The organism is Stutzerimonas sp. VN223-3 (assembly GCF_045999685.1).
Lineage (GTDB): Bacteria > Pseudomonadota > Gammaproteobacteria > Pseudomonadales > Pseudomonadaceae > Stutzerimonas > Stutzerimonas stutzeri_AR.
Genome location: NZ_RBEC01000002.1, coordinates 382381 through 402645 on the forward strand (window position 1 = coordinate 382381; position 20265 = coordinate 402645).

Consider the following 20265-nt stretch of genomic DNA (forward strand, 5'->3'; position numbering starts at 1 on the left):
AAATAGCCACTCATGAAACGCCGTCACTTGTTTGGTGCCGCCGCTGCCCTGCTTGCATCGCTCAGCCTCGCAGGCTGCAACGACGAGAAGAAAGTCGAACCCACCGCTGAGCCGAAGGCCGCAGCCAGCGAAGCACCCAAGACCTACGACTGGAAGATGGTCACCGCCTGGCCGAAGAACTATCCGGGCCTGGGCACAGCCGCCCAGCGCCTGGCCGACCGCGTCAGCGCCATGAGTGACGGCCGGCTGACCATCAAGGTTTATGCCGCCGGTGAGCTGGTGCCGGCGCTGGAGGTGTTCGACGCCGTCTCTCGCGGTACGGCCGAACTCGGCCACGGCGCGGCGTACTACTGGAAAGGCAAGGTCCCCACGGCACAGTTCTTCACATCAGTTCCGTTCGGGCTGTCGACCAGCGAAATGAACGCCTGGCTGACCCGCGGCGACGGGCAGAAATTCTGGGACGAAGCCTACGCCCCCTACGGCGTCAAACCCATGGTTGTGGGCAACACCGGCATGCAAATGGGCGGCTGGTTCAACAAGGAGATCAACTCGCTGCAGGACCTTCAAGGCTTGAAGATCCGCACGCCCGGCCTGGGTGGCGAAGTGCTGAGTCGGCTCGGTGCAACGACCGTCAACATGCCGGGTGGCGAGGTCTTCACTGCGCTGCAGACCGGTGCGATCGATGCTACCGACTGGGTCAGCCCGTACAACGATCTCGCCTTCGGCCTGCACAAGGCAGCGAAGTATTACTACTACCCCGGCTGGCAGGAGCCCCAAGCCGTGCTGGAACTTCTGGTCAATCAGAAGGCCCTCGACAGCCTGCCGGACGATCTGCGCGCGATCCTCACCGAAGCCGCCCTCGCCGCCAGCCGCGACATGATCGACGACTACGTCTACAACAACGCCATGGCGCTCGATCAGCTCAAGCAGCAAGGCACCCAGCTGAGGCGTTTCCCCGATGAGGTGCTGGCCGCCATGCACGAGCAGTCCGATGTAGTACTCGGCGAACTGGCTGCACAGAGCGAGCTGAATGGCCGCATTTGGGCCTCGATGAAAGCGTTCCAGGCCCAGGTCAAACCGATGCATGAGATCTCAGAGAAAGAGCTGTACAACTGGCGCTGAGCCAGGGGACCCTCCCGAAGCTTGCCGGCCCTTTGCCGGCAAGCGCAACGAAGCAAAAGCCGGAAACACTCTGCAGCTGGCGCGCGCGGATCGGGCCGTGCAACATCACACCGTATTTTTCATCCAAACCGGGACTACCAAATGCAACGTGTGCTTAGCATCTTCATGGCGCTGTGTATCGGCCTGACTCTCAGTCTCGACGCCAACGCCAAGCGCTTCGGCGGCGGCAAGAGCTTCGGCTCGGCGCCCAGCCATCAGACCCGTCAGGCGCCACAACAGACCCAGGCTGCGCCGAATCAGGCTGGCCGTCAGACTCCGGCCGCCGCCAGCGGCGCCTCGCGCTGGCTCGGCCCGCTGGCCGGTCTCGCCGCCGGTGGTTTGCTCGCTTCCATGTTCATGGGCGATGGCTTCGAGGGCATCCAGTTCATGGATATCCTGATTTTCGGCCTGATCGCCTTTCTACTGTTCCGCTTCCTCGCCGCACGCCGCCGTCAGCAGCAGCCGGCCGTTGCAGGACATGCGCCGATGCAGCGTGAAATGCCAAAGCAGCAGTCGATCTTCGGCGGCAGCGCCGCTCCGGCAGCTACGGCTCCAGTGATCAATGCGCCCGCCTGGTTCAATGAACAGAGTTTCGTTGGCGCTGCGCGCGAGCATTTCATGTCCCTGCAGCAGCACTGGGACGCCAACGAAATGGACAAGATCGCTGAGTTCGTCACGCCGCAGCTGTTCGAGTTCCTCAAGCGTGAGCGTGCCGAGATTGGCGACGCCTACCAGTCCACCTACATCGATGATCTGCAGATCCAGCTCGATGGCGTGGATGATCAGGCCGAGAAGACCATCGCCACCCTGACCTTCGTCGGCGTGTCGAAGAATTCGCGCTTCGATCAGGGCGAGCCCTTCAGCGAAAGCTGGCGCATGGAGCGAGCCCAAGGCGAAAACCAGCCATGGCTGGTGGCGGGAATCCGTCAAAACGCCTGACACGCGCAGAGGTAACCTAAAAACCCGGGCTTGCCCGGGTTTTTCTTTTTCGACAGAAGAACGATTGAATGACGATGCCCGCGTTAGTCGGAGGACAAGTCGTTGCTTAGAAGGGCCCTTTGGAACGTCCCATGGGGGAGGCCCTGAGTCAGTATCCGCCTTGGCCGCGGCCCGGCTGTATGGGCGTTTCAGCGGATGATGTTGGACGCTCTCCTTCGGGCGAAGCCTTCGACTTGTTGGCAGTCAGAGCTGAACCCTGTGGAGAATTAAGCGTCTCATGCTGCTCGCGAAATACTAAAAAGAACGGAGTCCTGCGTGTCAGGCAACCTTGCAACAGGGCCCAGCGCCGGCGGTACAACCCGTGCTCCCACCGCCATCTCCGCACCGAATCTCCAGCCGGTTCGCCAATCATGAGCAGCGTTCGCCTGCCCTCGATCGATCGTTTGTTGCGCGCACCCGCTTGCGAGCCCTTGCATCAGCGCTACGGCCGCGAAGCCTTGCTCGGCACCCTGCGCGATCTGCTCGACGAGCTGCGTGAACCTGCGCGGCACGGGCAGCTGGCTGCACTGGAGCTGTCCGAAGCGGTACTTGCCGGCCGCGCGGGAGAACGACTAGCCAACCAGCACCGCAGCCGCGTGCGCCGCGTGTTCAACCTGACAGGCACCGTGCTGCATACCAACCTCGGCCGTGCGCTGCTGCCAGACGAGGCCATCGACGCAATCACTCTGGCGGCGCGCTATCCAATGAATCTGGAATTCGACCTCGCCACGGGCAAACGCGGCGATCGCGACGATCTGATCGAAGGCTTGATCCGCGAGCTGACCGGCGCCGAAGCCGTTACCGTGGTCAACAACAACGCCGCCGCCGTGTTGCTGGCGCTCAATAGCCTCGGTGCACGCAAGGAAGGCATCATTTCTCGCGGTGAATTGATCGAGATCGGGGGCGCTTTTCGTATCCCGGACATCATGGCGCGCGCCAGCGTGAAGCTGCATGAGGTGGGCACTACCAATCGCACCCACGCCAAGGATTACGAAGCCGCCATCGGCCCGCGCAGCGGCTTGCTGATGCGCGTGCATACGAGCAATTACAGCGTGCAGGGCTTTACCGCCAGCGTCGCCACCGCCGAACTTGCAGCCATTGCTCATAGCCACGATCTGCCACTGCTCGAAGACCTGGGCAGCGGCAGTCTCGTTGACCTGTCGCAGTGGGGCCTGCCCAAGGAACCCACCGTGCAGGACGCGCTGCGCGACGGCGCCGACATCGTCACCTTCAGTGGCGACAAGCTGCTCGGTGGACCACAGGCAGGGCTGATTGTTGGTCGCCGCGAACTGATCCAGAAGATCAAGAAGAACCCACTCAAGCGCGCCCTGCGGGTAGATAAACTGACCCTGGCGGCGCTGGAAGCGGTGCTCAATCTCTATCGTGATCCCGACCGTCTCGGCGAACGCCTGACCAGCCTGCGCCTGCTCAGCCGCCCGCAGAGCGAAATCCGACAGCAGGCCGCGCGGATCGCGCCGGCGCTGGCTGCCGTGCTTGATGAAACCTGGCAGGTCGCCGTTACCGACGCGCTGGGCATGATCGGCAGCGGCGCGCAGCCGGTGGCCCGGCTACCTAGCGCCGCGTTGTGTATTCGTCCGCAACAGCCCAAGCGGCTGCGCGGCCGTAGCTTGCGCAACCTTGAAGAAGCACTGCGCGGCCTGCCGATCCCGATTCTCGGGCGCGTAGCGGATGATGCCCTCTGGCTCGATCTGCGCCAGCTGGACGACGAGCCGGCATTCCTCGAACAGCTGCCGCACCTGCAACGGGAGCTGGCGACATGATAATTGGCACCGCCGGCCATATCGATCATGGCAAAACCGCGCTGCTCAAGGCCCTGACCGGGCAGGACGGCGATCGCCGCCGCGAGGAGCGCCTGCGTGGCATCACTATCGACCTCGGCTACCTCTATGCCTCGATCGGCGAGCGCGATCTCACCGGTTTTATCGACGTGCCCGGCCATGAGCGTTTTGTGCACAACATGCTCGCCGGCGCCTGCGGCATCGATTGCGTATTGCTGGTCATCGCCGCGGACGACGGCGTGATGCCACAGACCCGCGAGCACCTGGCGATTGTCGAGCTGCTGGGCATTCGCCGCGCGCTGGTAGCGCTGACCAAGATCGACCGAGTCGAGCCCGCGCGTGTAGATGAGGTTCGTCAGCAAATCGAAGCGCTACTGGTACCCGGATCGCTAGCCGGCGCGCCGATATTCCCAGTGTCGAGCATGACTGGTGAAGGTATCGAGGTGCTTCGCGCCGCGTTGATCGAGCAGACGGCAGGTGAGCAAAAGCGCCGCGAAGACGGTTATTTCCGCCTGGCTATCGACCGGGCATTCAGCGTGACCGGCTCCGGCGTGGTAGTCACCGGAACCGCTTTCGCCGGCCAGGTGCGAGTTGGCGATGAACTGACCCTGAGCCCCACCGGACGTAGCGTTCGAGTGCGCGGCTTACATGCGCAAAATCGGGAGGCCCAAGCGGCGCGCGCGGGCCAGCGAGTTGCCCTGAACCTCGCCGGCGAGCGCTTGGCGGTGGCGCAGATCAGCCGCGGCGACTGGCTGGTGGAACCCGCTCTGCAAGCCTCGACCCGGCGCATAGATATCGAGTTCACCCTGTTGCCCAGCGAGGCTCGCGAGCTGCGGCACTGGACGCCCGTTCATATCCATCTGGGCGCGCAGGACGTCACCGGCCGCATCGCCTTGTTGGAAGGCGAATGCCTGGCACCCGGCGGGCATGTGCATGCGCAGTTGTTGCTCAACGCGCCAGCCCACGCCGTGCACGGCGATCGCGTGATCCTGCGTGACCAGTCCGCTCAGCGCACGCTGGGCGGCGGTCGGGTGCTCGATCCCTTCGCTCCGCCCCGCAATCGGCACCGCCAGGCGCGCCTGGCTCAGCTGCGGGCACTAGGCGGCGATACGCTCGAAGACATTCTTCCTGCTCTACTGCCGAGCGCCATCAACGGCCTGGAGCCGGCGCTGCTGGCGCGGCAGTTCAACCGCCCGCGGCAGACCTGGCGCCTGCCGGACGAGGCGCTGGAAGTCGCCACCCGGCTAGGCCCACGACTGTTCGACCGTGGCGTCTGGGATTATCTGGAGCAAAGTCTGGTAGCCGCACTGCAGCGCTTCCATGAAGAGCAACCGGATGAGCTCGGCCCGGATCGCGATCGCCTGCGCCGCTACGCCCTGCCTCAGCTGGAGCGGCCGGTTTTCATCGCCCTGCTGGAACAGACGCTGGCGGCCGGCACGGTGGAAGCCAGCGGCCCCTGGCTGCACCTACCCGGGCACCGGGTACGGCTGAGTGACGACGAAGAGGCATTGAAGGCCCGGTTGTGGCCGCTGCTCAGTTCAGGCCGTTTCGATCCACCCTGGGTGCGTGATCTGGCGCGGGATCTGGAGATCGCCGAAGACCAGGTACGCAATCTGATGCGCAAGCTGGCGCGCATCGGAGCCCTGCAGCAAGTCGTCAAAGACCTGTTCTATCCCAACTCGACCATCCGCCAGCTGGCCGATCAGATACTGCTGATGGAACAGCAATCTGGAGTAATCCGTGCCGCCGCGTTCCGCGATCAGATTCAGCTCGGACGCAAGCGCAGCATTCAATTATTGGAACACTTTGACCGCATCGGCCTTACCCGGCGCTTCGGCAACGAGCGCAAGATCCGGCCGGACAGCGCCCTGGCCTTGGAGGCTGAGTTCAGGTAGGCCGCTAACGATATCTTCTGGCTAGACATTCAACCCGTTCGGAAGACATCTGGAAGGCAATCGCACCCGGTGGTGCGGCCGGGCTTCAAACCCGGTTGGGGACGGCAGCCGTTCCTGGGTGGGTTCGACTCCCACTGCCTTCCGCCATTTCCCTTCTGCAAGCCCCAGGCTACTTATAGGCATGCTCCAGCGCATCAATAAACCAAGCGCGGCCTTGTCGGCTTCTTGTTCTAGGTCGTGCGCGTAGCCTATCAATATCCTTGCTGGCTAGCGCTTCGGAATCACTGGCTTTTGCTTCATCCGCGAGCGCTCCGTTCATGCAAATTCGAATTAATCGGCATCGACCGAACCGCGAACCGACGCAGCTTGCAACGTAACGACGCCTATCAGTGACGGCTCAATGCTCTGTGGATGGCTCGCCGCTATACACCTGATAAAGAAAACCAATCATTCGGACACCTACAGATACAAATTCTTGGTCTAGCCTAACCAGCACGCGTTAATAGGAGATCGAGCATGTTGGCAACTCTGCTTCCGTCCCTGCGAAAATTGGAATTGCCGTTGCGCCTGCGCTTGTGGGACGGCACCGAGATGGATATCGGACCCGATCCCAGCGTAACGCTGGTCATCAAGGATCCGAATCTGGTTCCGCAACTGGCACATCCAAGTCTTGACCTGCTCGGCGGTGCCTATGTCGAGGGCAAGGTCGATTTGCACGGCCCGCTTGAAGAAGTCATCCGCATCGGGGATGAACTCAGCCGCGCGCTGGGTGACGAACATTCGGCGTTGCCGGCACGCGAGGCCCACGACAAGGCCACCGATGCCGAGGCCATTTCCTACCACTACGATCTGTCCAACGATTTCTACCAGCTCTGGCTCGACCGCGACATGGTCTACTCCTGCGGTTACTTTGAAACCGGAACGGAAGATCTCGACCAGGCCCAGCAGGCCAAGCTGCGCCACCTGTGCCGCAAATTGCGCCTCAAACCCGGCGACCGTCTGCTGGATGTCGGCTGCGGCTGGGGTGGGCTGGCGCGATTTGCCGCCCGCGAATTCGGCGCCGAGGTGCTCGGCATCACGCTCAGCCGTGAGCAGCTGAAGCTGGGGGGCGAACGCGTCATTGCCGAGGGGCTGGAAGGTCAAGTTCAGCTGGAGCTGATGGATTACCGCGATCTACCCAAGAACGGTCAGTTCGACAAGGTCGTCAGCGTCGGCATGTTCGAGCACGTCGGTCACGCCAACATGCCGCTTTACTGCAGACAGTTGTCGGAGGTGGTGCGTCCGGGCGGGCTGGTGCTCAATCACGGCATCACTTCGCGACACACTGACGGCCGGCCTGTAGCACATGGCGCGGGCGAGTTCATCGACCACTACGTCTTCCCCCACGGTGAGTTACCGCACCTGATGGAGATCGGCGCTTGTATCAGCGAATCGGGGCTAGAGATCGTCGACGTGGAAAGTCTGCGGCTGCATTACGCGCGCACCCTGCAATTTTGGAGCGAACGGTTGGAGGCGAACTTGGCCGAGGCCCAGCGGATGGTCCCGGAGCGCGCGCTACGTATCTGGCGGGTCTATCTGGCCGGCTGTGCTTATGGCTTTCGCCGCAACTGGATCAACCTGCACCAGATCCTGGCAAGCAAACCGCTGCCGGATGGCTCCCATGAATTGCCATGGTCGCGGGCCGATATCTACCGCTAGCCGAGTTCAGCGAGGGTGCCGGAGCCCTGTCAGACGGAGCGCCGCGTTTCAGCGCAGCAGAAGCAACGGCGTGGTGGTCGAGCGGATCATGCTGGTCGTGGTGCTGCCGACGAAAAACTGCCGAATCCGCGAATGACCGTAAGCGCCCATTACCAGCAGGTCGATAGCGTGCTCGGCCTGGTAAGCATGCAGTGTCGGCTCGACTTCACCGGCTCGAATTGCGATATGCACCTCGAAGCCAGCTGCAGTCAGCGCGTCACGCGCGGACTCCAGCGGCGCGCGACTATCGCTGGTGTCCGCGCCCACCATTACCAAGTGAATCGGAATGCCCTTGAACAACGGGCTGGCCGCAAGCACTTCGACGCCCTTAAAGGTGGTTGCGCTGCCGTCGAAGGCAAGCATCACGCTGGTCGGCACGCTGAAACGAGCCGGCGTGACCAGTATCGGCCGGTGCAACGTGCGGATGACGCTTTCCAATTGGCTACCTATCAGCTGCATGTCGGTACCGCTGTCCTCGCCCTGCTTGCCGATCACCAGTAGCCGGGTATCACCTTCCAAATCATGCAGGCTTTCCACTAGATCGCCATGGCGCTGGCGCACTTCTGGCTGTGCCACGCCAGCATCAATGACGCGCTGCTTCGCCGCGTCGAGCATCATCCGCCCCTCTTCGAGCGCCAGCTTGCTGCGCTTTGCATCTAGTGCAGCGAGCTCTTCGAGCAGGTATTCGCGGCTGCCCAGTCCGATAATGCCGCTGAGATTGCCAGTTGCCGGGTACTGTTGCTGATCGAGTACATGCAGCAACGTCAGCGGTGCTTTCAGTTGCAGACTGGCCCAGGCGGCGCAATCACACACCGCAGCGGCTTGCGGGGAACCATCGATACACGCCAATACCTGCTTCATCATCGTTCTCCTAGTCAGTGATCCATGAGCGTATCGATGGCGTCGGGCTTGCCGTGCACACCGAAGCGATCAACGATGGTGGTGCTGGCTTCATTGAGACCCAGCACATCCACCTCAGTACCTTCGCGGCGGAACTTGAGCACCACTTTGTCCAGCGCGGACACGGCGGTGATGTCCCAGAAGTGCGCGCGGGACAGATCGATGGTGACCTTGCCGAGCGCCTCCTTGAAATCGAACGCTGCGGTGAACTTGTCCGACGAACTGAAAAACACCTGCCCGACCACCTTGTAGGTGCGCTCGTTACCTTCGGCATCCAGCCCCGAGTCGATATGCAGGTAGTGGCCGACCTTGTTGGCGAAGAACAGCGCCGCCAGCAGCACGCCCGCCAATACACCGTAGGCCAGGTTATGGGTGAAGACCACCACCACCACGGTGACCACCATGACGATGTTGGTCGATAGCGGGTAGTGCCTGAGATTGCGCAGCGAATCCCAGCTGAAGGTGCCGATCGAGACCATGATCATTACCGCGACCAAGGCCGCCATAGGGATCTGGCTGACCCAGTCGCTGAGGAAAACCACCAGCAGCAGCAACACCGAGCCGGCGATCAGTGTCGACAGGCGAGTGCGCCCACCGGATTTCACGTTGATCACCGACTGGCCGATCATTGCGCATCCGGCCATGCCGCCGAACAGGCCGGAAGCGATGTTGGCGACGCCCTGGCCCTTGCACTCGCGGTTCTTGTCGCTGCCGGTATCGGTCAGGTCGTCGACGATGGTGGCCGTCATCAGCGATTCCAGCAGGCCGACCACGGCTAGCGCGGCGGAATACGGGAAAATAATCGTCAGAGTTTCGAAGGTCAGCGGTACTTCCGGCCAAAGGAAGATCGGTAGCGTGTCGGGCAGGTCACCCATGTCGCCCACGGTACGGACGTCGAGCCCCAGGTAGATGGCCACTGCGGTCAAGCTCAGGATGCAGACCAGCGGTGACGGGATCACCCGGCCGATCTTCGGCACATAGGGGAACAGGTAAATGATGCCCAGGCCGACCGCGGTCATCGCATAGACATGCCAGGTGACGTTCGTCAGTTCCGGCAGCTGCGCCATGAAAATCAGGATCGCCAGCGCGTTGACGAAGCCGGTGACCACCGAGCGCGAGACGAAGCGCATCAGCAAGCCGAGGCGCAGATAGCCGGCACCGATCTGCAGCACGCCGCAGAGCAGGGTCGCTGCCATCAAATACTGCAGGCCATGATCGCGCACCAGCGTCACCATCAGCAGCGCCATGGCGCCAGTCGCCGCCGAAATCATGCCCGGGCGGCCGCCGACGAAGGCGATCACCACGGCGATACAGAAGGACGCATAAAGACCGACCCGCGGATCGACGCCAGCAATGATGGAAAAGGCGATCGCCTCCGGAATCAGCGCGAGGGCGACGACAAGTCCGGCGAGCACGTCGCCACGAATGTTGCAGAACCAGTTTTGCTTGATCGAGTGGAGCATCGGAATATCCAGAGCAAAGGCGCCGCCGCCGGACCGGGATGCGGTAAGCAGGCTGAAACGAGACCAGTTTTCAAGTTCGAGTATGAGTGCAATTCACACGCATGAGGCGCGGCGCACAGCAGAATACGACCGCACCCATGACAGGCGGTCGCGATCAAGCGAGGGGGTGTTGCGCTATGGCGGACTAGGCAGCCAGGTCATGGAAACAATCGCTCATTTGCACGCTTCGATGCCAACCGGCACCGAAAGGGGCGGTAAGGATACCGAAACCAGCCCGTCGCCGCGACCCACCCTGCCCGAGTGCAGATAACCGACGCGGAAAGCCACCGTTCAAGCACTTTGGCTTACCATGCAAAATCCTCGCAGCGAGCCCGCCATGCCTGCCTTCTACAACCGCCACCGCGTCGCCCTGATCGTCCTGCTGATCCTCGCTGGCCTGCTGCTTAGCATGTACTGGGCCGGGCGCATCGCCGAACAGCGCGCCTGGGATGAGCGCAGCCAGGAGGCGCGCGGCCAGCTGGAACTGTACGCCCAGGCCATCCATACCCAGGTCGAACGGTTCCGTTCGGTACCGGCCTTGCTGGCACTGGACAGCGATATCCAGCGCCTGCTGACCGATCCCGGCGACCAATCCCTGCGTGACCAGCTCAATCAGCGCCTGGAGCAGCAGAATCAGGCGGCTGGTTCTTCCGTCCTGTACCTACTCGACCGCAACGGTGACACCCTCGCCGCGAGCAATTGGCGTGACTGGACCAGCTTCGTAGGCAATAACTACGCATTCCGTCCGTATTTTCTCGATGCACTGGCAAACGACTCGGGGCGCTACTTTGCCGTCGGCGTGACCACCGGCATCCCCGGCTATTTTCTTTCCAGCTCGGTGAAGGACGCTGCCGGCAACGTGATCGGGGTACTGGTGGTCAAGCTCGAATTGGAGGACATGCAGCGCGAGTGGGTCGGGCAGTCGGGCATCTTGCTGATTTCCGATTCGCTGGACATCGTCATCCTGGCTAACCGCCCCGTCTGGCGTTTCCGCTATCTGCGCCCGCTCAGCGACGAGGTGCGCAGCCGGCTGGTCGCCGCGCGACGCTATGCCGAGCAGACCCTGCAGCCGCTGCCGAGCAGGAGCCTGCAGCGCATCGCCGAGAATAGCGAACGGCGCCAGGTGGACGGTCCGGACGGCCGTCGAAACTACCTCTGGCAGCGCCTGGAACTACCGGAGGAAAAGTGGACACTGCACCTGTTGCAGGAGCCGCAATTGATTGCCGCCAATGTGCGTAGCTATCGCCTGGCCGCCGCCGGCGTCTGGATGACCCTCGCCTTCCTGCTGCTCTACCTGGCCCAACGCCGCATGACCCGCCGGGTCGAGCAACGTAGCCGCAGCGAGCTGGAACGTCTGGTGGAAGTCCGCACCCGCGAGCTGAGTACGGCTCAGGACGAATTGGTGCACGCCGCGCGCATGGCGGCGCTGGGGCAGATGTCCGCCGCCCTCGCCCACGAGATCAACCAGCCGCTGACCGCCCTGCGCATGCAGCTGGCGAGCCAGCGCCTGCTGCTCGATAACGGCCGCACCGACGCCGTGCGCGAAGGACTCGGCCAGGTCGAGGGCCTGCTCGAACGCATGGCGGCACTGACCAGCCATTTGAAAACATTCGCCCGTAAGAGTCCCGCCGGGTTACGTCAGCGTTTGAGTCTGGCCGATGTGCTGGAACAGGCGCTGCAGCTACTTGCTCCGCGCATTCGCAACGATAGCGTCGAGGTGCTGCGCCAGGTCCCGGCCGATGCTTGGGTCAGCGGCGACGCCATTCGCCTGGAACAGGTGCTGATCAATCTGCTGACCAACGCCCTTGATGCCATGCTCGACACCGAGGTGCGGCAACTGCGTATCGAGTGCCGTCGTGATCGTGAGGGCTGGACGCTGAGCGTCGCCGACAGCGGCGGCGGCATCGCCAGTGAGCATCTTGATCAGGTCTTCGAGCCCTTCTTCACCACCAAGCCGGTCGGCCAGGGCCTCGGGCTCGGACTGGCGGTTTCTTACGGGATCGTCCGCGATCTGGGCGGCAGCCTGGAGGCGCACAACGATGCGCTTGGCGCGGTGTTCGAACTGAAACTGCCAGCAGCCGAGTAGACTGGGTGTCTGCAGGAAAGGAGTGAATATGAGCGGTCAGGTGATTTTCATCGACGACGAGGCGGCGATACGCCAGGCGGTGCAGCAATGGCTGGAGCTGTCCGGCTTCGCCGTGCGAACCTGTGCCAGCGCGCATGAGGCACTGCGTTTGGTCGATCGGGACTTCCCCGGCGTGCTGATCAGCGACGTGCGCATGCCCGACCTCGACGGCCTTGGCTTGCTGGAGCGGCTGGTGGCACTGGACCCCGAGCTGCCGGTGATCATGGTCACCGGTCACGGCGACGTACCGATGGCTGTGCAGGCGCTGCGTCAGGGTGCCTATGATTTCATCGAGAAGCCCTTCACCCCGGAGCGCCTGCTCGACAGCGTACGCCGCGCCCAGGACAAGCGCCGGCTGGTCTGCGAAAACCGCCAATTGCGTGAACAGTTCACCCGCAAGGGGCGCATCGAATCGATGCTACTGGGCGTCTCGCGAGTCATGGAAAATCTCAGACGCCAGGTGCTGGAGCTGGCCGGCACGGACGTCAACGTGCTGATCCGCGGCGATACTGGCAGCGGTAAGGAGCAGGTTGCGCGCTGCCTTCACGATTTCAGCCCGCGAGCGAGCCATTCTTTCGTTGCACTGAATTGCGCGGCCATCCCCGAAACCATCTTCGAGAGCGAGCTGTTCGGCCACGAAAGCGGCGCTTTTACCGGCGCCCAGGGCAAACGCATCGGCCGCATCGAGCATGCCGCCGGTGGCACGCTGTTTCTCGACGAAATCGAAAGCATGCCCTTGGCGCAGCAGGTCAAACTGTTGCGCGTGTTGCAGGAAAAGTCCCTCGAGCGGCTCGGCTCCAACCGCAGCATCGAGGTGGATCTGCGCGTGATCAGCGCGGCCAAGCCCGACCTGCTGGAAGAAGTACGCGGCGGGCGCTTCCGCGAGGATTTGCTGTATCGCCTGAACGTCGCCGAACTGCGCATTCCTCCACTGCGCGAGCGCCGTGAGGACATCCCGCTATTATTCGAGCACTTCTCCACCCAGGCGGCGCAACGGCATGGGCGCGAGGCGCCACCAGCCAGCCCCGGCGAACTGGCGCAGCTGCTGAGTCATGACTGGCCGGGCAACGTGCGCGAACTGATCAATGCCGCCGAGCGCCATGCGCTGGGCCTGACGCCGCCGCCTTCTAAGAGCACCGCAGCCACTGCGGTGTCCGGTACTTCGCTGGCCGAGCAGATGGAAGCCTTCGAGGCGCAATGCCTTCACAACGCGCTGCAGCAACACAAAGGCAACATCGCCGAGGTGATGAACCAGCTACAGCTACCGCGCCGCACGCTCAACGAAAAGATGCAGCGCCACGGATTGAGTCGCAACGATTACCTACCGGCAGGTAGCAGCGACAGTTAAAGACGCCGTGAAATGCACGTTTCACTGTAGGAGCGAGCTCGCTCACGAACGCGTCCTATACCGCCTCGGATAACGACACGGTGGGCTGAAGCCCACCCTACGCGGATCGGAGATTTGTATCTTGTGAGTGGGTCCGGCGGCGTTCCGCTCCCTCAATCGATCCCGTCCAGCTCATCCAGCCGCTGTTGCAGAAAACGCCGTTCCGGCTCCAGCCGCGTCAGTTGCAAGGCGATTCGGTAGGCGCTGCGAGCGTCGTCGATACGGCCCAGGCGGCGGCAGAAATCGGCACGGGCCGAGTGCAGCAGGTGGTAATCCTGCAACTCACCACGCGCCAACAAGCTTTCGACCAGCAAAAGCCCGACGTCAGGACCGTCGCGCATGGCCACGGCCACGGCGCGATTCAGCTCGATCACCGGCGACGGGCTGACCCGCAACAGCACGTCGTACAGCCCGACGATCTGCGCCCAATCGGTCTGCGCGGCGCTGGGCGCCTCGGCATGCACGGCGACGATGGCAGCTTGCAGGATGTAGGGACCAATACGTCGCGATGCCAGCGCGCGCTGCACCAGCGCCGAGCCTTCGGCGATCTGGGTCTGATCCCAGAGGCTGCGGTCCTGCTCGTCAAGGCGCACCAGTTCACCCGTGCCATCGGTTCGCGCGGCGCGGCGCGAGTCGTGCAGCAGCATCAGCGACAGCAATCCCATCAGCTCCGGGTCCGGCAGCAGTTCAAGCAACAGCCGCCCCAGCCGGATCGCTTCGGCGCTGAGATCGGCGCGGGTCAGCTCGGCGCCGCTGGATGCCGAGTAGCCCTCGTTGAATACCAGATAGATCACCCGCAGCACGTTATCCAGCCGCGCTGGCAGCTCATCGCGAGCGGGCACGCGATAAGGAATCGCCGCATCGCGAATCTTCTGTTTGGCGCGGACGATGCGCTGGGCAATGGTGCTTGGCGAGGCGAGAAAGGCGCGGGCGATTTCCTCGGTCTTCAGGTCGCAGACCTCGCGCAAGGTCAGCGCCACCTGGGCATCGGCCGGCAACGCCGGGTGGCAGCAAGTGAAGATCAGCCTTAGCCGGTCATCTTCCAGATCTTCGCGCTCCCAGTCCGGCTCGTCGTTTTCATCCAACTGATCGGCCAGCAGGTTCAGCGAGGCATTGAACCGCGCCCGTCGACGCAGGCCATCGATGGCCTTGAAACGTCCGACGGATACCAGCCAGGCCCGCGGGTTAGCCGGCAACCCGTCGCGCGGCCACTGCTGCACCGCAGCAATAAACGCATCCTGCAGCGCCTCTTCGGCCAGATCGAAGTCGCCCAGCAGACGGATCAGGGTCGCCAGCACCCGCCGCGACTCGTTGCGGTAGATGGCCTCGATATCTGTCTTGGTCGGTTCGCCACCACCCGGTGTGACGATCAATGGCCTGTCTCGGCCGCTCAACGGTCAGGCAGCTGGCGCAACGGGCGGACCTCGATGCTGCCCAGTTGTGCCGGTGGGATCTTCGCGGCCAGGCGCAGCGCCTCATCCAGGTCCTGCGCTTCCAGCAGGTAAAAACCGGCCAGTTGCTCGCGGGTTTCGGCGAACGGGCCATCGACCACCGAAACCGCGCCCTCGCGGACGCGCACCGTCTTGGCGGTACGCACCGATTGCAGCGGCTCGCCGGCGATGAAGTGCCCGCTCTCCTGCAGGCGTTCGCCATTGGCTATGCATTGCTCAACCAACGCGGCCCACTGCTCGTCGGTCATCGAATCCACGCGCTGCTCGTCGTAATAGACCAGGCACAGATATTTCATTTCAGTCTCCAGTGATGCTCGCCGGCTGCCGCCCTGGCAGCCGTGATACGGACGAAGGTCAAGATCAGCCAACTGCGCCGGTCTGGGGCTCGGGCTCGATTCCGAAGTCGACCTGGCCGCTGACCATGTCGAACGGCATCGAGAAGTGCTCATGGGCAACCTTCCAGTCGCTGCCCTGCCGACGCCAGCAACGGCTGCCGCGCATCCAGCCGGACTGCATTTCACCCTTCTCGTTGGTGCCGCCGCAATGGCTCAGGAAATGACTATAGGCCAGGTCTCCGCTGGCGTGGATGTTCAGCTCGCTGATCTCGAAATAGCCCTCGCCCTGACAGAAGTCGAAGCACTTCTGCCAATGCTGACGGTAGGCCTCGGCGCCCTTGAACTGCAGCGGGCCGACGGCATCGAAGGCCAGCACGTCGGCTGCGTAGTGGGACATGATGCGATCCAGGTCCTTGGTCCCGATCGCGCGCTCCCACTCATTGGTGAGTTCGCGGATACGGGTTTCGCTGGTCTGGTTTTCAGTTGCGTTGTTCATGCGAGTTATCTCTTGGTTGATAGGCTTTTGGTTGTTAACTGACAGGTCGGGGGAAGGCAGACGGGTCAGGGCGGTGCCCGAGGATGCAAGGCACGCACCTCAACGCAGCCCAGCCGCCCGGGAGGAATGCGCGAAGCCAGCCGGATGGCGTCGTTGAGGTCGAGGGCTTCGAGCAGGTAGAAGGCTGCGGGCTGCTCGCAACTGTCGAGCACCGGCCCGTCGCGCAAGGAAAGACGGCCGCCTTCCAGCCGCAGCGTGGTGGTACTCAGAACCGGTTGCAGCGCTTCGCCAATGATCAGCTGGCCGCTGCGCTGCAGGCGCTCACGATAATCGCGGCATTCGGCGTCCAGCGCGGCCTGCGCGCCAGGCAGCAAACCCGCCAGGGCATTCTCATCCAGGTAGACCAGGCACAGATAACGCATCACTGCGTCCTCGACGGCGGTTGCTGTTACCCAATGGTCGAAGCGGAAAACGAAAAATCGACAGCACCGACAAATCTTTTTTCATATGCGGTGCTCAAAGCCAGTCCAGGGCTTAAACAAACTCACCCAGCGAGACAGGAGCGAGCCATGGCCGGTCCACCGCGCGGTCTGCTATTTCATCTGCTACATCATGGTCGCCTCGGCCTTGCCGCGGCATTTCTGGCATTCAGCACATCGGGAGCAGCGGCACCCATGCATCAGTTACTGATCGGCAGCTACACCAGCGAGGGCGGCAGCGAAGGGATCTACCGGATGCAGTTCGATGCCGAGCGCGGCTATATCGAGCCCCAACCCTTGCAAGTAGTGCGCACCCAAAACCCGTCCTGGCTGACGCTGGACCTGAACCGCAACCGGCTTTACGCAGCGAACGAGAACGGCCCGGAGCAGCCCGATCCGGTGGGGCGTGTGAGCGCTTTCATCATGGCGCCGGCCAGCGGGCAACTGTCGCCGCTGGCCCAGCAGATCACCGTCGGCGACGAGCCCACGCACCTGAGCCAGAGCCGCGACGGGCGCTACCTGTTCGTTTCCAACTACGGTTCGAACGCCAATCCCGGCGGCAGCCTGGCGGTGATGCCCACGGCAAAGGACGGCACCCTCTTGCCAGTAACCCAAATCGCCACACACAAGGCCAGCGAGAAGCACCCGGAACGCCAGCAATCGGCGCACGTCCATTCGGCGGTGCTGTCGCCGAATGGAAAGAGGCTGTTCGTCAGCGATCTGGGCGCGGACAAGATTTTCGTCTACCGCTACGACCCAGCCAAAGCCGAACGACCATTAAGCCCAGCAGCCCCCGCGTTTATCAGCCTGCCGGACGGCAGCGGTCCGCGACATCTGACCTTCAGCCCGGACGGCAGCCAGGCCTACGCAACCTTGGAACTCAGTGCCCAGGTCGCACGGTTCGATCATGTCGACGGCAGCCTTGTCCAGCGACAGCTGGTCGACTTGGCCGAGGGCGGCGACATCGCTGCGCATTCGCCGGGCGCCGTTCACCTCTCGCCCGACGGGCGTTTCCTCTATGTCAGCGATCGCGCCGAGACGAACCGCATCATCGTGTATGCCATCGAAGAAAACGGCAGCCTGCGCGAGATCCAGCAGCGCGCCAGCGAAGGCCGCGAGCCACGGGAATTCGCCATCGACCCAAGCGGGCGCTTCATGATCATCGCCAATCAGAAGAGCGATCAGTTGGTAGTGCTGCAACGTGACCCGGACTCCGGCCTGCTCGGCGACACGCTGCAAACGCTACCAATCGGGCGGCCTTCGGACGTCAAGTTCATCGATCGCGCCGGCCGGTGACCGGCGCTATCGCTCAGAGAACGCTGGCCAGAAAGATCAATGAGCGACCATGCGCCAGCGCTGCGGCGGGCTGGTTGTACATGGGCCGCGCCCAGCAGTTGAAGCCGTGGTCGACGCCTGGGTAGGTCTCGATCTGCGCCTGGCCGACTTGGGCCATTTTTTTCTGCACGGCGGCGACCGCATCGCTGTCGATATGCTCATCCTCTTCGGCGAAATGGAACAGCGTCGGGCAGGTAATTCGCTCGGCCTGATCCAGGCGCTTCTCGATGCTGCCGGGGTAGTAGCAGACCGCGGCATCGACGGCGGCATTGGCCGCACTGAGGAACGACAGAACGCCGCCCATGCAGTAGCCCACCGAGGCTACGCGCCCATTGCAGTCATCGCGTCCGCGCAGGATGTCGGCAGTGCGACGCAGGTCGTCGATGGCCAGGTCGAAGTCCAGAGCCTGCATCAGGGAAAACGCGCGCTCCCAGTCGTCGCCGCCGTAGCCGAGCTTGACGCCTGGCTCGCTGCGCCAGAACAGGTCCGGTGCCAGCACCACGTAGCCATCCAGTGCGTACTGGTCGGCCACAGCCTGGATGTGGTCGTTGACGCCGAAGATTTCCTGAATCAGGACGATGCCGGGGCCGTGTCCGGCCGGCGGCAGAGCCAGATAGCCCTTGAACGTGTTGCCGTCCTGCGCGGGGATGTCGATCCACTGTGAAGTCATGCTCGTCTCCGTTGGTTTGCGGGGTTGCCGACTGCTAGCGATGCCGCGTAAAGGCAGCAGGCGATCAAGATTGCGCTCTTGATTAGAGCAGAGGAAAGATTTCAGAACCACGGAGCGGAGCACCGCCCGCCCCGTGATGCGCTAGCGCTCGGGCTTCTGCTGCCGGCGCTGCTTCAGCGCGTCTTCTTCGCTGACCTCGTCAGCCATGCCCGACGGCACGTTGTAGGCACCGCCCGGCACATCGTTGCGATCACCGCCGGCGACTTCACCGTTGCTGGTACCGCTGGCGCGATCGCCGCTCTCGTCGTGACGGCCTTTAATCGTGTCGAGATTTTCTTTGCCGCGCTCCGATGGGTTCATGGAGCCTCCTTCTGATTGGTCATCGGGCACCTTCGGTGCCCCTCAAGGTAGGAAGACCACCAGACGCAGAAGTTGCACCCAGGATCGCCTCACGGATGACCGGCCATTCGGCAGAAACGCTGAACTTATACCGGCCAGGTACGGCCAAAAAACCATCTGGGGGTTTTCCTCACTGCCGCCGTGTGAACCTATGCAATTGACTCGAAGCCTGCCCGTAGACGCCCTGCCCGTTGCACCCGAGACAGCGGCGCCCTCCAGGAATCTCTATTTCGCCCTGCTCGATACGCCGATCAGCGAGACCGTCCGTGCCAGTGCGGCGGACTATCTCAACAGCCAGTTGGAAGCCGCGTCTGCGTGCCCCTGCGACCTGCCGCAGGACCCGGCCGGGCTCGGCGAATGGCTCGACGGCCATACCGCAAAAATCGGCGGCCAGTACCAGACATATCTCGATGGGCGCCGCGCCGGTGCGCCGCGCCGATACTTTTCCAGCAAGGCCCACGCGCTGCACTTTCTACAGGGTGTAGCGCCAACCAAGCTGGTCGATGGCGCCTGGCTCTACGGCCTCTTGCAGCGTTGGGATGATGCGCGCTTCACCGCGCTGATCCAGACTTATCTCGAAGAACTCGGCGAAGGTCAGCCGGAAAAGAACCATGTCGTGCTCTACCGCAAGCTGCTCGCCAGCCAAGGCTGCGACGACTGGCAGAACCTCAATGACGAGAATTTCGTCCAGGGCGCGATTCAGCTGGCGCTGGCCGAACACGCCGAGCAATTCCTGCCCGAGGTGATCGGCTTCAATCTGGGCTATGAACAGCTGCCGCTGCACCTGCTGATCTCGTCCTACGAGCTGACCGAGCTGGGCATCGACCCCTATTACTTCACGCTGCATGTCACCGTCGACAATGCTGACAATGGCCATGCGAAGAAGGCCGTTCAGGCGCTAATGGCCGCCTGGCCGCAGGTCGGCGACAGCGAGGAATTTTATCGACGGGTCATCAACGGTTATCGCCTGAATGATCTGGGTGCCAGCACCCTCTCGGTGATCGCCGGCTTCGATCCCGAGCAAGAGGTATTGCGGGTACTGGAAAAGAAGGCCGCGGTCGGCCAGTTCGTGCATTCGGACTATTGCCGCTTCGACGGCCGCACCGTGAATCAATGGCTGGCGAAGCCGGAGCTGATTCCGCAATTTCTTGACAACCTGCAGCGTCGCAACTGGATCAAGCGTCATGAAGATCCGCAGAACAGCCGCTTTTGGCAGCTAATTACCGGCGAACAGGGACCGATGTTCGGAGTATTCAGCGCGCACGAGCAACAGCTGATTCACGACTGGATCGCTGGCGACTGGCTGGCAGAGCAAGTGCCGACTCACGGCAAGCCGCATCCAGTGCTGGCGCAGCGCCAGGCGCAGTTCAGCGGTCGTCGCCGTACGCTCGCCGAGCAGCCAACCCGGCCCGCGCTAGCACAACCGCAGGGCCAGCCAGTCAGCGACTTCGATCAGGAAACCCAGCTGCTCGAGCAGCAATTGGCGCAGCTGCCGACCCGCGAGGCGCGCATACGCCACCTATTGCCGCTGCTGGCACCGACTCGCCACCACAGCGCCGCGGGACTGCTGGCAACACGCATTTTCACTGGACTGTTCAACTGAGAAGGCGATACCT

17 protein-coding genes and 1 tRNA gene are annotated in these 20265 nt (G+C 62.9%); 10 read left to right on the plus strand and 8 right to left on the minus strand.

Annotated features, from left to right (window positions below; genetic code table 11):
- Window positions 1–12 precede the first annotated feature (12 nt).
- The 6 genes from D7241_RS10630 to cfaB all read left to right on the plus strand — a co-directional run bounded on the left by D7241_RS10630 (window position 13) and on the right by cfaB (window position 7531).
- Complete coding sequence (locus tag D7241_RS10630; RefSeq protein ID WP_255979602.1) at window positions 13–1122, plus strand: TRAP transporter substrate-binding protein; 1110 nt, start codon at window positions 13–15, stop codon at window positions 1120–1122.
- A 141-nt stretch (window positions 1123–1263) separates the two neighbouring features.
- Window positions 1264–2100, plus strand: coding sequence for a Tim44 domain-containing protein (locus tag D7241_RS10635; protein WP_255979600.1), 837 nt, complete (start codon window positions 1264–1266; stop codon window positions 2098–2100).
- Window positions 2101–2510: 410 nt separating this feature from the next.
- Window positions 2511–3920: an L-seryl-tRNA(Sec) selenium transferase gene (gene selA / locus D7241_RS10640; protein ID WP_408101496.1), complete on the plus strand. Its 1410-nt coding sequence runs from the start codon at window positions 2511–2513 to the stop codon at window positions 3918–3920.
- The gene (selB, locus tag D7241_RS10645; protein ID WP_408101497.1) at window positions 3917–5833 is read left to right on the plus strand and encodes a selenocysteine-specific translation elongation factor; all 1917 of its coding nucleotides are present in this window, start codon (window positions 3917–3919) and stop codon (window positions 5831–5833) included. The genes selA and selB overlap by 4 nt, the downstream gene beginning before the upstream one ends.
- A gap of 51 nt (window positions 5834–5884) precedes the next feature.
- A tRNA-Sec gene (locus D7241_RS10650) sits at window positions 5885–5980 on the plus strand.
- A 369-nt stretch (window positions 5981–6349) separates the two neighbouring features.
- A complete protein-coding gene (gene cfaB / locus D7241_RS10655) occupies window positions 6350–7531 on the plus strand; it encodes a C17 cyclopropane fatty acid synthase CfaB (RefSeq protein WP_408101498.1) in 1182 nt (393 codons plus the stop codon).
- A gap of 48 nt (window positions 7532–7579) precedes the next feature.
- On the opposite strand, the gene D7241_RS10660 is transcribed toward cfaB, so the two are convergent.
- The gene (locus D7241_RS10660) at window positions 7580–8431 is read right to left on the minus strand and encodes a universal stress protein (protein WP_408101499.1); all 852 of its coding nucleotides are present in this window, start codon (window positions 8429–8431) and stop codon (window positions 7580–7582) included.
- A gap of 14 nt (window positions 8432–8445) precedes the next feature.
- On the minus strand, window positions 8446–9933 hold the full coding sequence (locus tag D7241_RS10665; protein ID WP_408101500.1) for a SulP family inorganic anion transporter: 1488 nt from the start codon (window positions 9931–9933) through the stop codon (window positions 8446–8448).
- 376 nt (window positions 9934–10309) lie between these two features.
- On the opposite strand from D7241_RS10665, the gene D7241_RS10670 reads away from it, so the two are divergent.
- The gene (locus D7241_RS10670) at window positions 10310–12058 is read left to right on the plus strand and encodes an ATP-binding protein (RefSeq protein WP_408101501.1); all 1749 of its coding nucleotides are present in this window, start codon (window positions 10310–10312) and stop codon (window positions 12056–12058) included.
- 28 nt (window positions 12059–12086) lie between these two features.
- Window positions 12087–13445: a sigma-54-dependent transcriptional regulator gene (locus D7241_RS10675; protein ID WP_408101502.1), complete on the plus strand. Its 1359-nt coding sequence runs from the start codon at window positions 12087–12089 to the stop codon at window positions 13443–13445.
- Window positions 13446–13597: 152 nt separating this feature from the next.
- On the opposite strand, the gene D7241_RS10680 is transcribed toward D7241_RS10675, so the two are convergent.
- The 4 genes from D7241_RS10680 to D7241_RS10695 form a co-directional block, all read right to left on the minus strand.
- The gene (locus D7241_RS10680) at window positions 13598–14857 is read right to left on the minus strand and encodes an RNA polymerase sigma factor (protein ID WP_408101503.1); all 1260 of its coding nucleotides are present in this window, start codon (window positions 14855–14857) and stop codon (window positions 13598–13600) included.
- Window positions 14858–14874: 17 nt separating this feature from the next.
- A complete protein-coding gene (locus D7241_RS10685) occupies window positions 14875–15231 on the minus strand; it encodes a YciI family protein (protein WP_131649367.1) in 357 nt (118 codons plus the stop codon).
- A 64-nt stretch (window positions 15232–15295) separates the two neighbouring features.
- Window positions 15296–15766: a YybH family protein gene (locus D7241_RS10690; protein ID WP_408101504.1), complete on the minus strand. Its 471-nt coding sequence runs from the start codon at window positions 15764–15766 to the stop codon at window positions 15296–15298.
- A 65-nt stretch (window positions 15767–15831) separates the two neighbouring features.
- A complete protein-coding gene (locus D7241_RS10695; RefSeq protein ID WP_408101505.1) occupies window positions 15832–16188 on the minus strand; it encodes a YciI family protein in 357 nt (118 codons plus the stop codon).
- 147 nt (window positions 16189–16335) lie between these two features.
- On the opposite strand from D7241_RS10695, the gene D7241_RS10700 reads away from it, so the two are divergent.
- The gene (locus D7241_RS10700; protein WP_408101506.1) at window positions 16336–17541 is read left to right on the plus strand and encodes a lactonase family protein; all 1206 of its coding nucleotides are present in this window, start codon (window positions 16336–16338) and stop codon (window positions 17539–17541) included.
- Between the two features lie 13 nt (window positions 17542–17554).
- Here the strand turns inward: D7241_RS10700 and D7241_RS10705 are convergent, their stop codons facing one another.
- Complete coding sequence (locus tag D7241_RS10705; RefSeq protein WP_408101507.1) at window positions 17555–18250, minus strand: dienelactone hydrolase family protein; 696 nt, start codon at window positions 18248–18250, stop codon at window positions 17555–17557.
- A 141-nt stretch (window positions 18251–18391) separates the two neighbouring features.
- The gene (locus D7241_RS10710; protein WP_408101508.1) at window positions 18392–18610 is read right to left on the minus strand and encodes a hypothetical protein; all 219 of its coding nucleotides are present in this window, start codon (window positions 18608–18610) and stop codon (window positions 18392–18394) included.
- Between the two features lie 190 nt (window positions 18611–18800).
- Here D7241_RS10710 and D7241_RS10715 point away from each other — a divergent pair, with 190 nt between their 5' ends.
- Window positions 18801–20252, plus strand: coding sequence for an iron-containing redox enzyme family protein (locus tag D7241_RS10715; protein WP_408101509.1), 1452 nt, complete (start codon window positions 18801–18803; stop codon window positions 20250–20252).
- Window positions 20253–20265 lie beyond the last annotated feature (13 nt).

Excerpts from the sequence above, each read along its gene's own strand:
- D7241_RS10630 (WP_255979602.1), top strand. The coding sequence starts at position 13 with ATGAAACGCCGTCACTTGTTTGGTGCCGCCGCTGCCCTGCTTGCATCG.
- D7241_RS10635 (WP_255979600.1), top strand. The coding sequence starts at position 1,264 with ATGCAACGTGTGCTTAGCATCTTCATGGCGCTGTGTATCGGCCTGACT.
- selA (WP_408101496.1), top strand. The coding sequence starts at position 2,511 with ATGAGCAGCGTTCGCCTGCCCTCGATCGATCGTTTGTTGCGCGCACCC.
- selB (WP_408101497.1), top strand. The coding sequence starts at position 3,917 with ATGATAATTGGCACCGCCGGCCATATCGATCATGGCAAAACCGCGCTG.
- cfaB (WP_408101498.1), top strand. The coding sequence starts at position 6,350 with ATGTTGGCAACTCTGCTTCCGTCCCTGCGAAAATTGGAATTGCCGTTG.
- D7241_RS10660 (WP_408101499.1), bottom strand. The coding sequence starts at position 8,431 with ATGAAGCAGGTATTGGCGTGTATCGATGGTTCCCCGCAAGCCGCTGCG.
- D7241_RS10665 (WP_408101500.1), bottom strand. The coding sequence starts at position 9,933 with ATGCTCCACTCGATCAAGCAAAACTGGTTCTGCAACATTCGTGGCGAC.
- D7241_RS10670 (WP_408101501.1), top strand. The coding sequence starts at position 10,310 with ATGCCTGCCTTCTACAACCGCCACCGCGTCGCCCTGATCGTCCTGCTG.
- D7241_RS10675 (WP_408101502.1), top strand. The coding sequence starts at position 12,087 with ATGAGCGGTCAGGTGATTTTCATCGACGACGAGGCGGCGATACGCCAG.
- D7241_RS10685 (WP_131649367.1), bottom strand. The coding sequence starts at position 15,231 with ATGAAATATCTGTGCCTGGTCTATTACGACGAGCAGCGCGTGGATTCG.
- D7241_RS10690 (WP_408101504.1), bottom strand. The coding sequence starts at position 15,766 with ATGAACAACGCAACTGAAAACCAGACCAGCGAAACCCGTATCCGCGAA.
- D7241_RS10695 (WP_408101505.1), bottom strand. The coding sequence starts at position 16,188 with ATGCGTTATCTGTGCCTGGTCTACCTGGATGAGAATGCCCTGGCGGGT.
- D7241_RS10700 (WP_408101506.1), top strand. The coding sequence starts at position 16,336 with ATGGCCGGTCCACCGCGCGGTCTGCTATTTCATCTGCTACATCATGGT.
- D7241_RS10705 (WP_408101507.1), bottom strand. The coding sequence starts at position 18,250 with ATGACTTCACAGTGGATCGACATCCCCGCGCAGGACGGCAACACGTTC.
- D7241_RS10710 (WP_408101508.1), bottom strand. The coding sequence starts at position 18,610 with ATGAACCCATCGGAGCGCGGCAAAGAAAATCTCGACACGATTAAAGGC.
- D7241_RS10715 (WP_408101509.1), top strand. The coding sequence starts at position 18,801 with ATGCAATTGACTCGAAGCCTGCCCGTAGACGCCCTGCCCGTTGCACCC.